The sequence below is a fragment of the Bacillus sp. TE8-1 genome (genome assembly GCF_008368855.1).
Classification (GTDB): domain Bacteria; phylum Bacillota; class Bacilli; order Bacillales; family Bacillaceae_G; genus Bacillus_A; species Bacillus_A cereus.
On record NZ_QPET01000014.1, the window covers coordinates 275,658 to 289,593 of the forward strand.

The following is a 13,936-nucleotide window of genomic DNA, read 5'->3' on the forward strand; positions in this document are numbered from 1 at the left end:
CAAGATAAAATCTATAAAGAGGGAACGGAATAAAAAGACGCTGACAATTGTATGTTAGCGTCTTTTTTTCATTATGAAGCAATTTCACCAGTTTTTGTATCATCTTGATTGTACGTATCTTGATCTAATTCACCAAGCCATTTACTTGAAATAAGACCTGCTGTCATAGAACCACTTACGTTAAGAGCTGTACGCCCCATATCGATTAATGGCTCAACCGAGATAACTAGAGCAACAATACCGATTGGTAAGTTCATTGTAGATAGTACGATTAAAGCTGCGAATGTTGCACCGCCACCAACTCCAGCAACACCGAATGAGCTAATAGCAACGACAGCGATTAAAGTTAAAATAAATTGTGGTTGTAATGGATCAATTCCAACAGTTGGAGCGACCATCATTGCAAGCATTGCTGGATAAATACCTGCGCAACCGTTTTGTCCGATAGATACCCCAAATGAAGCTGCGAAGTTTGCAATTCCTTCGGAAATACCAAGCTTTTCTTTTTGCGCTTCAATATTTAATGGCATCGCACCAGCACTAGAGCGAGATGTGAATGCAAAAGTTAGTACAGGGAACACTTTTTTCAAATATTGAATTGGATTTAAACCAGACAATGCAATTAATAATAAGTGAATGATAAACATTACGATAAGTGCTACGTAAGAGGCTAACACGAAGTTACCAAGTTTTAAAATAGCATTTATATCGCTACCAGCAACTGTTTTTGCCATAAGAGCTAATACGCCGTATGGAGTAAGGCGTAAAATTAATGTTACCATACGCATTACGATTGCATATACAGCATCAAGCATTTTCTTAAATAGCTCTGCTTGTTCTGGATATTTTCGTTTTACACCTATAAAGGCAATGCCGATAAAGGCTGCAAATATTACGACAGAAATTGTTGATGTTGGACGAGCGCCTGTTAAATCAAGAAACGGATTTGTAGGTAATAGCTCTAATAATTTATCTGGAATTGTTGTCTTTTCAATAGAAGTAAATCTTTCTTCAACTAGTTTCAGACGAGCAGATTCTGCATCACCTTGTTGTAGGCCGGTTGCAGATACATCAAATCCTGCACTTGCAGCGATACCGACAGCTGCAGCGATTCCTGTAGTAAGAATTAAAATACCGATAATAAGGCCACTAATTTTACCAAGGTTTTTCGTTAACTGTAATTTTGTAAATGCTGAAATAATAGATACTAAAATAAGTGGCATAACGATCATTTGAAGTAATTTTACATAACCGTTACCGATTAAGCCAAACCAAGTATTTGATTCAATAATTACTTTAGAAGTTGGCTCATAAATAAATTGTAATATAAGACCGAATAAAATTCCGACTCCTAAAGCGGTAAATACACGTTTATTAAAAGATACATGCTTACGTTGCATATAATATAATACGCCAACTAAGATGAGCATGACTGCAACGTTAATTCCGACAAGCAGTGTATTCATGTTGATTCCCCCTAATTCCAATCTGTTATATAGAATATAAGGTAATAAAACCTATAAGTCAACTAGGAAATTCCGGAATTAAAAAAAAGATGGCAAAATGCCATCTTTTAATGTCCAGCCCCAGGCACAAGTAAGAATGTCGTGTAGTATGTAAATCCTATGAAGAAAACAGTTAAATATGCCCCAAATACGTATATATACATACGCTCTGTTAATTTTAAATAGCTTAAAAGTACGAAGAAACCTGTTTGTCCTAAAAATAGTAGTGCGGCCGGTTGCATATCCCCTACATAAAACATGACCGAGAAAATTCCAGTCCAAAAGCCGAGAACGCGAAACATGCGCTCCATGCCATCTCCCTCCTTTTCTAAAAAAAGTAAACCTCACCTCATTATAGTTTATTTTTCTTACTATTGTAAATATTCGTTCATATAAAAAGAAGCCAATTATTATTGGCTTCTTTTTATATGAAAAATTAAATTGTTAGTTTATAATTACAAGATTTACATCCATCTAATAGACTATCATTTCGAGTTAATTCCATGTTAGGGAATAGGATTTCAAAAATTCCTTTCATCATATCTCCGTGCATGTTACAAATTTCAGTTGGATGATGAACAGCAACTTCTTTAAATGGACAATTGTGTACATCATAGAAAATTTTTGTTCCATCTGCACTTAATTCAAATGCAGGTGATAAGCCAGCTGTTGAGAAAGCTTCTTTTGCAATTTGAACTTTTTGTTCCACTGTTAAAGCATCTTCACTCACATTTAAACGTTGCATATGTTGTTGCATTAATTCAGCTCCGAATTGTTTTCCCGTTTCGTATAGCGCTTTCTCACCAGCAGCGCCAAGGCTAAGTAAAGAATTAAATGCGATTCTTGCTAACAATTGATAATCACGGAATGGAAATTGTAATTGGATAACATCTTCAGATAAGACATACAATCTGCTCGGTCGTCCGCCTTTTCCAGTTTTCTTCGTTTCCGATTTTAGCATATGAACATCTTCTAATTTAGATAAATGTAAACGCGCTACGTTTGGATGAATGTCAAACTCATCTGCAATTTCTTGTACCGTTACGTAACTATGTTTTTGCGAAATATATTTATAAATGTAATAACGAGTTGGGTCAGATAATACACCTGTAATTTTTAAAGCTTGTTCCATGAGGATCTCCACCTTTATCACTTTATCCAAGATAATAACATTATAATACAGATAAACATGAGTATAGGTAATTTCAGACAATAATTCGGAAATTGTTCATAATTTCACAAACATATTTTTCCTTTTTCCTCTATTGAAAATACAAAAGTCCAAATTTTTATTGTGCATGTTTTCATGCTATATACATAGTGAGGAGGGAAAAGTGATGAATGGGATTGAAATTTTTGCGAATGCAATTTTAAAAGAAGCGTGTAGGGTACAAGCGTCAGATTTACATATTGTGCCCCGGCAGAAGGATGTAGCGGTGCAACTACGTATAGGAAAAGATTTAATGACGATACAGTGTATTGAAAAGGAGTTTGGAGAAAAACTTGTCTCACATTTCAAATTTTTAGCATCTATGGACATAGGCGAGAAACGGAAGCCACAGAATGGTTCGTTGTATTTGCAAATTGATGGACAAGAAGTGTATTTACGCCTTTCCACACTTCCAACAGTATATCAAGAAAGTCTTGTTATTCGTCTTCATTTACAAGCATCTGTTCAGCCCTTATCACATCTTTCGTTATTTCCAAGTACGGCAGCAAAACTACTCTCGTTTTTACGCTATTCACAGGGGCTACTTGTGTTTACTGGACCGACTGGATCTGGGAAGACGACGACAATGTATGCATTATTAGAGGTAATTAGAAAAAAGAAAACACGTCGCATCATTACACTTGAAGATCCGGTTGAAAAAAGAAGTGACGATGTATTACAAATTCAAATAAATGAAAAAGCGGGTCTCACATATGAAACAGGATTAAAGGCTATTTTACGTCATGATCCAGATATTATTTTAGTCGGTGAAATCCGTGATGAAGAAACAGCAAAAATAGCTATAAGAGCAAGTTTGACAGGACATTTAGTAATGACAACGCTGCATACGAATGATGCGAAAGGAGCAATCATTCGTTTCATAGATTATGGTATAACGAGGCAAGAGATTGAACAGTCTTTATTGGCTGTAGCTGCACAGCGACTTGTCGAATTGAAGTGTCCGTTTTGCAGAGGAAAGTGCTCAACTTTATGTAAATCAATGAGGCAAGTAAGGCAGGCTAGCATTTATGAGCTACTATATGGATATGAGTTAAAACAAGCGCTTAAAGAAGCTGATGGAGAATGTGTTACTTACAAACATGAGACTTTAGAATCATCAATACGAAAAGGATATGCTTTAGGTTTTTTAGAAGAAGATGTTTATGTTTAAGAAAACTTGGAGTTTAAGTGATCAAGTAGTATTGTTGAAACGTTTAGGAGAATTATTAGAAAAAGGCTACTCTCTTTTACAAGCATTAGAATTTTTACAGTTTCAATTACCTGTAGAAAAGAAAGTACAATTGCAGCGCATGATTGAGGAGTTAAAAGATGGGAAAAGTCTACACGATTCTTTTCATCAGTTAAAGTTTCATCAGGACATGTTAAGTTATTTATTTTATGCCGAGCAACATGGTGATATTTCTTTTGCTTTGCAACAAGGAAGTGCACTTCTTTATAAGAAAGATAAGTATAGGAGAGACATGATGAAAATAATGCAGTATCCTATGTTTTTGATGTTTTTTCTACTAATCATGCTCTTTATTTTTAAACTCATTTTATTACCTCAGGTTGAAATAGTTTATAGTTCGTTCGGTTCTAATACACCACTACTTACAGAAAAAATTTTAAGTGCAATAAAACTGCTACCTTACATTATTTTAGTCGCTATTTTAACTGTTATTATTGGAGGTATTTTATACATGTTGTATTTTAGGAAACTTCCACATATTAGACAGGTAAAAATTATGCTTCGTATTCCCCTCATCAAAACATTTCTTATTTTAAAGCATTCACATTATTTTGCTACTCAGTTGAGTGGTTTATTAAATGGTGGACTATCAGTATGTGAAGCTTTAACAATAATGATGGAGCAAAGATATCATCCGTTCTTTAAATATGAAGCGAGCCGGATTGAAAGACAATTAATTGGAGGAGAACAGTTACAATCTATCATTGCTAAAAGTGGGTATTACGAGAAAGAACTTTCTTATGTTATTACGCATGGACAAGCAAACGGCAATTTAGGGATTGAATTAGGTGACTATAGCGATCTTATTATGGAAAAGATGGAACGGAAAATTAAACATATGTTAGTTATCATTCAGCCTATTTTATTTACATGTATTGGAGGAATCGTTGTCCTTATGTATTTAGCGATGATTATGCCGATGTTTCAAATGATGAATTCTATTTAGGGGGCATTTGTATGCAGAATGAGGAAGGATTTACTCTGTTAGAGATGCTATTAGTGATGGTTGTCATAACTATATTATTACTATTAATTATTCCGAATGTAGTTACACAGCGCTCATCGGTCCAAGGAAAAGGGTGTGCAGCTTACGTGAAAGCTATAGAAGCGCAAATACAAGTATATCAATTACAACATAATAAAATTCCATCGTTAAAAGAACTGACAGATGAAAAGTATATTACAACTGATAAGTGCCCGAATGGCGAATCTATTCATATTTCAGATGATGGCGCAGTATCAATTAGGGCATTGTGAAACAACAGGGGTTTACTTTTTTAGAAATGTTACTCGTTTTATTTGCTATTTCTGTATTAAGTATAGTTACGTATTTTAGCGTGCATTCCTTATACGAGCGACAAAAAGTTGAACAATTTTTGAGGCAGTTTTCAAATGATATTTTGTATATGCAGCAATTAGCGATAAACCGTCAAAAGCACTATACATTACGTTGGCATAAAGATAGAAATATGTATGCTATAAAAGAGTCAGGTACAAAGTATTATATCGTCAAGCGAGAGTATGAAGAAGATATACAAATTGATTTGCATACGTTTCCAAATCCGATGACATATAATCCAAGTGGAAATATTAATAGAGGTGGTACGATTATAATTTCGTATAGAAATTATAAATATGAAATTGTATTTCAGCTTGGAAGAGGGAGATTTACGTATCGTGAAATGTCAAAAAGGATCCATAATGGCTGAAATGATTGTATCGTTAAGTGTTTTAATGATGGCTGTATCTTTACTACTACCGCAAACAGTATTAGTTATGCAAGAAAGAAAAAATATACAAATTCGTTATAAGGCATCTGGATTATTAAAAAAAGAAGCAGCTATATATATGTATGGAAATGAAGAAAAGCGAATAATAGAAAAGAATATAAATGGAATTGTGTATTACACATATTGGGGAGGCAATGAAGTTTGTACCATGTGGAGAGATGTGAAAGACAGAATGATGGAACAATGCTTTTATGTAGGAGAAAAAATAAATTAGAATTTGGTTTTTCATTAATAGAAATGATTGTATGTCTGTTTCTATTATCAATATTTTTTTTGCTCCTTCCCCGCCTACATTTCATTGAAATGGGAAATAAACAGTCAAAAGGATTAAATGATTGGGAGTGGGATGTGTATTTAGGGCAAATGCAATTGGAGTTTCGTGAAGTATCATCTGGAGAACAGCTAGCATTTGAAAATGGAGAAAGTATTTTACGATTCCGATCGCGTAATGGGAGTGAAGTATCGTATGAAAAAGAGAATAGTCGTCTTATAAGAAAGGTAAATAGGCGCCGGAGGGAAGTTGTTTTACAAAATATTGGAACAGTTTCTTACAAACTAACACCTCATGTACTCATTATAAATGTAAAAGATACTAGTGGGAAAATATATGAAGGTGTAGTTATGCGATATAGCGAAATAGGAATAAACGTATGAGAAAGCAAAATGGATTTACAATGCCTGGAACTATTATCTTTCTTATTTTATTAACTTCTTTTTTTATATACGAAACAAATATGTTGTTTACAGATAAAAATTTTTATATAGAAATAGAACAAAAGTTTTTATTGGATGAATTACTTAACCGATCTATTACAGATATAAAAAAAGATTTACAGCAAAAAGAAAAAGAAGGTACATTTTTCTTTCAGTATGAAAAGGGAGAAGCGAGTGGAAATTATGTCTTTGAAAATGATTTAATTCTCGTTACGTTGCAGTGCACACTCAAACAGGAAGCTTTCTATACGGTGAGTTTTCGGTATAGAAAAAAGGATGGAAAAATAGTGGATTGGATAGAAGGATAATATGTGAAATATATGGAGATAAACCAGGATTTTCTATTGTAAATTGAATTGATTTTTTAGAAGAAATGGATAAATATAATGATTAAAAGTTTAAATTTTCTCAAAAAAGAGAAAGGTAGAAAGAATATGATATATTCATGCTATCCAATCATTATTTTTAGGGAGAATAGGGAAATGACAAACAACAATCAAATAGGTGAAAATAAGGAACAAACTATTTTTGATCATAAAGGAAATACGATTATGACAGAAGATAGAGAAATACACATTATTTCAAAATTCGAAGAACCTCTTATTGTCGTATTAGCAAATGTACTAAGTGATGAAGAGTGTGGTGAATTGATTGAAATGTCTAAAAATAAAATGGAGCGTTCTAAAATTGGTTCATCACGTGATGTAAATGATATTCGAACAAGTAGCGGTGCATTTTTGGAAGACAATGAACTTACTTCAAAGATTGAAAAACGAATTTCATCTATCATGAATGTTCCTGCGTCGCATGGTGAAGGATTACACATTTTAAATTATGAAGTGGATCAACAATATAAAGCCCACTATGATTATTTTGCGGAACATAGTAGATCAGCTGCTAACAATCGTATTAGTACGCTTGTAATGTACTTAAATGATGTAGAAGAAGGCGGGGAAACATACTTCCCGAAATTAAATCTTTCTGTACACCCTAGAAAGGGAATGGCAGTATACTTTGAGTATTTTTATCAAGATCAATCACTAAATGAGCTTACGTTACACGGAGGAGCACCTGTAACGAAAGGTGAGAAATGGATTGCAACGCAGTGGGTGAGAAGAGGTACTTATAAGTAAAAGCGAGTGTTACGTTTTGTTCTTCATAGTATAAGAACAAAACGTTTTTTTATTAAACAAAGTAGCATCTTTCGTTATAATAACAATTAATAAATGACGATTGAGAGGACAGAAAATGAAATCTATATATATAACCGGCTACATGGGAGCAGGGAAAACAACAATTGGAAAAGCGTTAAGTAAAGAACTTCAAATGGATGTTGTAGATACTGATCAAAAAATCGAAGAGAAGCAAGAGAAGGCAATTCGAAATATTTTTGCCGAAGAAGGCGAAATGGCTTTTCGGGAATATGAAAGCGAAATGTTACGTGCGCTACCAGTCCATAATGTCATTATTACAACTGGTGGGGGAATTATTGAACGAGCGGAAAATCGCAAGTGGATGAAAGAGAACGGAACTGTCGTGTATTTATATTGCGATCCGCATGTAATTGCAGAAAGGCTTCGTGAAGATACGACACGTCCACTATTTCAAAAGAAAGATATAGATGCATTTGTAACGAAATTTGAATCACGCCGAGCTTATTATGAAGAGGCTCATATACATATTGATACGACGAATAAGTCTGTAAAGCAAATTATGAATGAATTAAAGGAAAAGATTAATGTATAAAAAAGTGGACATACTAATCAAGTAGAGGTGATGATAATATGTCTACTAATGATTATGTTCGCTTTGTGACGCAGCAGTTTGTGTCGTATATGGATGCTCCAAAAGAAGATCGAAAACAAAAGAAAGAACAACGCCGTGCTGAAAAAGAGCCATTTATGAATAAGTGGTTTGGTGTTATGCCGCTGAGTGCTGCTTTGTTTTACCGAAATGTAAAAAGTAAAAGAAAAAAATCAAGTTGAATTTTAGTCATATGTTTAGCAAACCAAAAATCCTCTAGTGTCGTATTACACTAGGGGATTTTTATTTACTGCACGGATTCTTGTTCTTCCGTAACGGCATGTATTTTATTGTTCACCCATACAAATCCTATTCCGATACAAATAGAAATGCCCCAGCCTACAGCGGTCATAATCGCTCTCATTTCACCATAGCCATCTACACCAAAAACAGAGATGAAATAAATTTTTAAAAAGCTTTTTAATATAAATTGCAGCCCGAAAAATAACGTTAAATATTGCAGTGCTGGATATATACGACTATCACGATAAAGCTCACGACTTTTATCGCGGTCATGGCCTTGCAGCGCTGCAATATCCGCAGCGAAATATAACATGAGTGGTTTTTTTATGAAAATTGTACAGATGACGATAATACCGAGTACGATGTGATAATATGCATCATTCCACAACATTCGTTCAGCTGACCCAGATAATAAATCTACCGTTGTATTAGAAATGAGTGTAATTAAAATAAAGAACCCTGTCACGTTAAACTGTTTTTCTTTTTTAAAGGTATACAGTGTATAAATAATCCCCGGAACAGAGGAAAGTAACATCGCGTAATAAGGATCGATATAAGGTTTTGCAAATTTCCAAATGAGGAATGGGATTACGAGATAAAAGACAAGATCTAATATAGCTTTTTTATTTTGATTCATACAAAGCCTCCTTAAGTCATACATATATTTTATAATATAATTTCTGAAAATTGTATAAGGGTTTAATGGGAAAAGAAAAAATATATCAATTTTCGAGGGGTTAGTAGATTGAAAAAAATTGCCCCTAGCGTAGTAAGTTTTTTTAGTATATAATAAAGGAAACGCTTTCATTTTTAATTTGTTCACAAAATGGACGGAAAATCACATATTTACTATCGATATGTTGCTTTATAATGAAACTAATTAAATATACATGCATACAATATTGTGAAATAAATAACATAAATAATCTATATAAATGTAAACGTTATCAAAAGAGAGAGGTGGAGACAATGAGTAAATTTTTCTTCAATCATAATCCAGCAACAGTAGAGGATGGAAGGCTTGTTAAATATGCTGAAATTATTTATGGAGAAGGTGGCCGTTCTGTATTAGAAAATTTAATGGTGAAGGCATCTATCAGATTGCGTGATCGTTATCCGAATAAATCTGACGAGCAGATCTCGAACCTAGTAAATAAAGGCATCCATGATATGTTTCAAAAATATGTGAGCGAGTAAGAGTGGCCAATGGCTGCTCTTATTTTTTTGTATAAGGATTGTCACTCTAGCTGAAAATAAACATGTATTCTGAAAAACGTAAAAAGGAGTGGGAAAGATGAGCAATGGAATTGGACGTTCGAAAGAAAATCTTCCAACTGATGCAAATCATGTGAGCGCGAAGGATCGTGCGTATCAAAAACGCATGGCAAAGCAAAAACAACAAGAGCGTAATGAGGATAGAGAGTAACTCGAAATAAAGCTCCTTCTAAAGCAGAAGGAGCTTTATTTTGATAGAAAATGATTCGCGGTAACATAAAAGAGTCCACCGTTAATAATTTGCACTGTAATACGTGGTTCATACTGTTCTTGCAGAGCTTGTTTTTCAATTTCATAGCTCTCAGGAAGTTCGTCACTTTCTTCATAAAAACGGTTTAAAAGGTCTAAATCATGATTCCAACGCACTCTTGCTTCTTTTGCCCACGTATGGTCATCTTCTGCAATTATATTTTTTAAAGCGTCTTCTATGCGTTGTAAACCACTTTGAGGTTTAATGATGGGCGAGAGCGTAAAACAAAAATCAGGTATTTTTGGTGTAAGTTTAATGTTTGTTAATGTTTCATGAAAGTTTGCCATCATTGTTCCAGAAATGAGATGAATACCAATCGAGTGAAGGATGTCTTTTTTTCGATCACATTGATAGGAAACTTTTATATTAATACCGAGCCAAGGGTGGAGCGGTGTATGTGTTGCTCCATTATGTCTTACATCCTCATATAAACGTATGTATGAGCCTAATTCTTTTGTCGTTTGGAAAATTTGATGTAGACGTGGTGAACCGTAGTGAATAAGCTCACCATCATTTTCTTCATTTTCTGGATTTGTAATAAGAGTAAGGCGCATCGGATTCGGTACGCCTCCTGTTTTCTCAAGATAGTGCCAATAAAAAGGGCGATTCATTAATAATTTATCCATCTCAATTGTTAACTGTACATCTAATAAATGAGGAGAACGTTCTAAAATTTCACAGTTATTCGCCTCAAAGAAATTGTATAAGTAATTATGAATTTCATGTTGCTGCATAGCCCTGCACCTCAGCTTCATTTCGTTTCGCAAAGTCGATAATAGATGTTAAGTTTTCCATCTTAATTCTAATTTCACCTTCGCTTTTTGATTGCGCGAAAATTTCTTGAATGTGCGCGTCGATGTTTTTCATATTAATTCTCGTTAAAATTTCATCGAGTTCACCGATAACACGCTCGAATAAGTTGATTTTTTCATATAACAGTTTCAGAATATGTTCTTCAACAGTATGCTTTGTAGCTAAGTTATAAATATGAACATCATTCTTTTGACCGAGACGGTGAATACGCCCGATTCTTTGTTCAAGACGCATTGGATTCCATGGCAAATCATAATTGATCATATGGCTACAAAACTGTAAGTTAATCCCTTCACCACCAGCTTCAGTTGCAATTAATACTTGTGCGTGGTTTTGGAAAAGCTCCTTCATCCAATCTTTCTTCCCGCGTTTAAACCCGCCGCGGAATGGAACGGAAGAAATACCGTGTTGTTGTAAAAACCATTGTAAGTACATTTGTGACGCTCGATATTCTGTGAAGATAACGACTTTATCGTCAATTTCTTTTATAAGCTCAAGAGCTTTATTTGCTTTTGAGTTGAAAGGAATATGATTAATTTTGTCCATTAGCACATCGATATGTGGATCTTTTATATAATGTTCGTTTTCTTTCTGTCTTTTTTCTACATGCTTTTTCAATGAATAGTAAACAGCCTCACGACTACTACATGCTTCCCGTTTTAAAGTTAACGATGAGAAAGCAGATGTGAAGGCGTCTTGTCCTCGCCAATTTTCGATATCATTATATAGAGCTTGTTCTTGTTCATTAAACTCAACAAAAATTGTACGTACATGTCTCTTCGGCCAATCGATACCGGTATTATGTCGTCTATTTCGCACCATTACTTTATTAATGAGAGCTTTTAAGTCTTCATCTGATTCGGCTGAGCGATTTTTGGAAGCGTAATATTCTTCAAAGTTGGATTGATTGCCTAAATGTCCTGGTTTTAATAAAGAAACAAGGTTAAAAATTTCATCAATCTTATTTTGAACAGGAGTAGCGGTTAGTAATAAACAAAATTTCTTTTTTAATCGCTGTGCAAATTCATAGTTTTTTGTTTTATTATTTTTAAGTTTATGTGCTTCATCGATAATAATAAGGTCATATTCTAAGTTCAAAACGATATCACGATGCGGTGAACGTTTTGCAGTATCAATTGAGGAGACAATCACATCGGCTTGTTCCCATGAATAGCTTTTCTTTTGGGCTACAGCTGGAATGAAAAACTTTGTATTCAGTTCGTATGCCCATTGTGATACGAGAGAAGCTGGGACAAGTATAAGTACCTTTTTCACGAGCCCGCGGACCATGTATTCTTTCAAAATAAGTCCAGCTTCGATTGTTTTTCCAAGGCCTACTTCATCTGCTAGAATCGCTTTACCGTTCATTTGTTCAATCACATTTTGAGCGACTTCTAATTGATGCGGAAGCGGTGTGAAATGGGATAAATGTTTCGGTGCTTGTAGTCCATCAAAAGTAGGAACAAGTAACGATTTTTCTGTTTCATAAGCTAAGTGATATAAATCCCAGTTTGTCCAAGGACCATCTTCGTCAATTCTATTTAAAAAATTGTTTTGCCATGTCCGATCTACGGAAATATCGACATTCATTACAACTCTCCCACCTTTTATAAACTAAAGTAATTATTTTTTAATGTATGATGATTTGCCTTAAAAGAAGGCATAATTATCGTTATTAAAGGCTATATGATAGACAATAATAAAGTATTAAATCTCAAAAGCTGTATTTATTGTGTTTTAACATAAAAAATTCTAAATTATTTTTTATGCTAGAATATTGATGAAATATAGCGAATGATGTTAGGATAATGGTGTGAAATGTGTGGAATCTTTCGTATTTTATCCAAGAAAGTGATTTTTTATTTACGCTTTCATAAAAAAATATAATGAGATTCCGTATATCCTATCTTTTCAGAATGAAAATGTTTAGAAAAGGGAAGCAACTTTTATTGATTTGTCAAAGCATAAGGGGGAGAGAGCATGATTACATTACAACGTACACCGTTATTTGATGTATACGCGAAGTATGGTGGGAAAACAATCGACTTCGGTGGTTGGGAATTACCAGTTCAATTTTCAAGCATTAAAGAAGAACACGAAGCTGTACGTACAGCTGCAGGTTTGTTCGATGTGTCTCATATGGGAGAAGTTGAAGTAAAAGGTGTAGATAGTTTAGCATTTTTACAACGTGTTGTTACAAATGACGTATCTACCTTAAAGGTAGGGGGCGCACAATATACAGCTATGTGCTACGAAAATGGTGGTACAGTAGATGATTTATTAATCTACAAACGTGGTGAAGAAGACTATTTATTAGTAATCAATGCATCAAATATCGAGAAAGATTACGAATGGTTAGCAAGTCATGTAATTGGCGATACGACAGTAGTCAATGTTTCTAGTGAAGTTGCACAGCTTGCAATTCAAGGACCAAAAGCAGAAGGCATTTTACAAAAAGTTGTGTCAGAAGATTTGAAAGAAATTAAGTTCTTTAAATTTAAAAACGATATTCTTGTAGACGGAATTCCAGCACTTGTATCTCGTACAGGTTACACAGGTGAAGATGGATTCGAAATTTACTGTAAGAGTGAAGATGCTGCAAAACTTTGGGAGAAACTTCTTGAAGTTGGAGCAGAAGAGGGCTTAAAAGCATGTGGTTTAGGTGCTCGTGATACACTTCGATTCGAAGCAACATTACCACTTTATGGACAAGAATTATCAAAAGATATTACACCGATTGAGGCTGGAATTGGCTTTGCGGTAAAAACAAATAAAGAAGCAGACTTCTTTGGAAAAGCAACGTTAAAAGAGCAAAAAGAAAACGGTGCGCCTCGTAAATTAGTCGGCATCGAAGTAATCGAACGTGGAATTCCTCGTACGCATTACCCTGTATTTATTGGTGAAGAAAAAATTGGGGAAGTAACGAGTGGTACACAATCTCCAACGTTAAAGAAAAGCATTGGTTTAGCACTAATTGATGTAAAATACGCAGCAGTTGATACAGAAGTAGAAATTGAAATTCGTAATAAACGCGTCAAAGCAGTAGTTGTTCCAACACCATTTTACAAACGTTCAAAGTAACGG

At 34.3% G+C, this 13,936-nt stretch carries 20 protein-coding genes; 13 read left to right on the forward strand and 7 right to left on the reverse strand.

The window, feature by feature from the left end:
- Window positions 1-71 precede the first annotated feature (71 nt).
- The 3 genes from DN404_RS13180 to DN404_RS13190 all read right to left on the reverse strand — a co-directional run bounded on the left by DN404_RS13180 (window position 72) and on the right by DN404_RS13190 (window position 2,637).
- The gene (locus DN404_RS13180; protein ID WP_001094344.1) at window positions 72-1,466 is read right to left on the reverse strand and encodes an L-cystine transporter; all 1,395 of its coding nucleotides are present in this window, start codon (window positions 1,464-1,466) and stop codon (window positions 72-74) included.
- 107 nt (window positions 1,467-1,573) lie between these two features.
- The gene (locus tag DN404_RS13185; RefSeq protein WP_000440716.1) at window positions 1,574-1,816 is read right to left on the reverse strand and encodes a DUF2626 domain-containing protein; all 243 of its coding nucleotides are present in this window, start codon (window positions 1,814-1,816) and stop codon (window positions 1,574-1,576) included.
- Between the two features lie 125 nt (window positions 1,817-1,941).
- Window positions 1,942-2,637: a helix-turn-helix transcriptional regulator gene (locus DN404_RS13190; protein ID WP_000434125.1), complete on the reverse strand. Its 696-nt coding sequence runs from the start codon at window positions 2,635-2,637 to the stop codon at window positions 1,942-1,944.
- Window positions 2,638-2,842: 205 nt separating this feature from the next.
- Here DN404_RS13190 and comGA point away from each other — a divergent pair, with 205 nt between their 5' ends.
- From comGA to DN404_RS13240, 10 genes are all read left to right on the forward strand, one after another.
- Complete coding sequence (gene comGA / locus DN404_RS13195; RefSeq protein ID WP_001013167.1) at window positions 2,843-3,886, forward strand: competence type IV pilus ATPase ComGA; 1,044 nt, start codon at window positions 2,843-2,845, stop codon at window positions 3,884-3,886.
- Window positions 3,873-4,910: a competence type IV pilus assembly protein ComGB gene (gene comGB / locus DN404_RS13200; RefSeq protein WP_016123380.1), complete on the forward strand. Its 1,038-nt coding sequence runs from the start codon at window positions 3,873-3,875 to the stop codon at window positions 4,908-4,910. The genes comGA and comGB overlap by 14 nt, the downstream gene beginning before the upstream one ends.
- Before the next feature lie 11 nt (window positions 4,911-4,921).
- Window positions 4,922-5,221 carry a competence type IV pilus major pilin ComGC gene (comGC, locus tag DN404_RS13205; RefSeq protein WP_001178684.1) on the forward strand — a complete coding sequence of 100 codons (300 nt, stop codon included), beginning with the start codon at window positions 4,922-4,924 and terminating at the stop codon, window positions 5,219-5,221.
- On the forward strand, window positions 5,218-5,673 hold the full coding sequence (gene comGD, locus DN404_RS13210) for a competence type IV pilus minor pilin ComGD (RefSeq protein WP_000813141.1): 456 nt from the start codon (window positions 5,218-5,220) through the stop codon (window positions 5,671-5,673). Before comGC ends, comGD begins: the two co-directional genes overlap by 4 nt.
- Entirely contained in the window at window positions 5,666-5,968 is a 303-nt protein-coding gene (locus tag DN404_RS13215; protein WP_000829464.1) for a hypothetical protein, read from the forward strand. Before comGD ends, DN404_RS13215 begins: the two co-directional genes overlap by 8 nt.
- A complete protein-coding gene (gene comGF, locus DN404_RS13220; RefSeq protein WP_149215197.1) occupies window positions 5,938-6,408 on the forward strand; it encodes a competence type IV pilus minor pilin ComGF in 471 nt (156 codons plus the stop codon). Before DN404_RS13215 ends, comGF begins: the two co-directional genes overlap by 31 nt.
- On the forward strand, window positions 6,405-6,776 hold the full coding sequence (gene comGG, locus DN404_RS13225) for a competence type IV pilus minor pilin ComGG (RefSeq protein ID WP_001231318.1): 372 nt from the start codon (window positions 6,405-6,407) through the stop codon (window positions 6,774-6,776). The genes comGF and comGG overlap by 4 nt, the downstream gene beginning before the upstream one ends.
- Before the next feature lie 174 nt (window positions 6,777-6,950).
- On the forward strand, window positions 6,951-7,601 hold the full coding sequence (locus tag DN404_RS13230) for a 2OG-Fe(II) oxygenase (protein WP_113303575.1): 651 nt from the start codon (window positions 6,951-6,953) through the stop codon (window positions 7,599-7,601).
- A gap of 115 nt (window positions 7,602-7,716) precedes the next feature.
- Entirely contained in the window at window positions 7,717-8,214 is a 498-nt protein-coding gene (gene aroK / locus DN404_RS13235) for a shikimate kinase AroK (protein ID WP_000836653.1), read from the forward strand.
- A gap of 38 nt (window positions 8,215-8,252) precedes the next feature.
- Window positions 8,253-8,453: a YqzE family protein gene (locus DN404_RS13240; RefSeq protein ID WP_000106083.1), complete on the forward strand. Its 201-nt coding sequence runs from the start codon at window positions 8,253-8,255 to the stop codon at window positions 8,451-8,453.
- Window positions 8,454-8,518: 65 nt separating this feature from the next.
- Here the strand turns inward: DN404_RS13240 and DN404_RS13245 are convergent, their stop codons facing one another.
- Together DN404_RS13245 and DN404_RS13250 are read right to left on the reverse strand one after the other, a co-directional pair.
- Complete coding sequence (locus DN404_RS13245; protein ID WP_001073111.1) at window positions 8,519-9,151, reverse strand: VC0807 family protein; 633 nt, start codon at window positions 9,149-9,151, stop codon at window positions 8,519-8,521.
- A gap of 142 nt (window positions 9,152-9,293) precedes the next feature.
- Window positions 9,294-9,410 (reverse strand): hypothetical protein, encoded by a 117-nt coding sequence (locus DN404_RS13250; protein WP_001987222.1) that lies wholly within the window; start codon window positions 9,408-9,410, stop codon window positions 9,294-9,296.
- 73 nt (window positions 9,411-9,483) lie between these two features.
- Between DN404_RS13250 and DN404_RS13255 the strand changes: the two genes are divergently transcribed.
- Together DN404_RS13255 and DN404_RS30980 are read left to right on the forward strand one after the other, a co-directional pair.
- Entirely contained in the window at window positions 9,484-9,711 is a 228-nt protein-coding gene (locus DN404_RS13255; protein WP_000032702.1) for a hypothetical protein, read from the forward strand.
- Between the two features lie 97 nt (window positions 9,712-9,808).
- Window positions 9,809-9,940 (forward strand): hypothetical protein, encoded by a 132-nt coding sequence (locus DN404_RS30980; protein ID WP_000064668.1) that lies wholly within the window; start codon window positions 9,809-9,811, stop codon window positions 9,938-9,940.
- 35 nt (window positions 9,941-9,975) lie between these two features.
- On the opposite strand, the gene DN404_RS13260 is transcribed toward DN404_RS30980, so the two are convergent.
- Entirely contained in the window at window positions 9,976-10,773 is a 798-nt protein-coding gene (locus tag DN404_RS13260; protein WP_001183964.1) for a YqhG family protein, read from the reverse strand.
- Complete coding sequence (locus tag DN404_RS13265) at window positions 10,760-12,442, reverse strand: DEAD/DEAH box helicase (RefSeq protein WP_001100037.1); 1,683 nt, start codon at window positions 12,440-12,442, stop codon at window positions 10,760-10,762. Before DN404_RS13265 ends, DN404_RS13260 begins: the two co-directional genes overlap by 14 nt.
- A 390-nt stretch (window positions 12,443-12,832) precedes the next feature.
- On the opposite strand from DN404_RS13265, the gene gcvT reads away from it, so the two are divergent.
- A complete protein-coding gene (gene gcvT / locus DN404_RS13270) occupies window positions 12,833-13,933 on the forward strand; it encodes a glycine cleavage system aminomethyltransferase GcvT (protein ID WP_000631777.1) in 1,101 nt (366 codons plus the stop codon).
- Window positions 13,934-13,936: the final 3 nt, after the last annotated feature.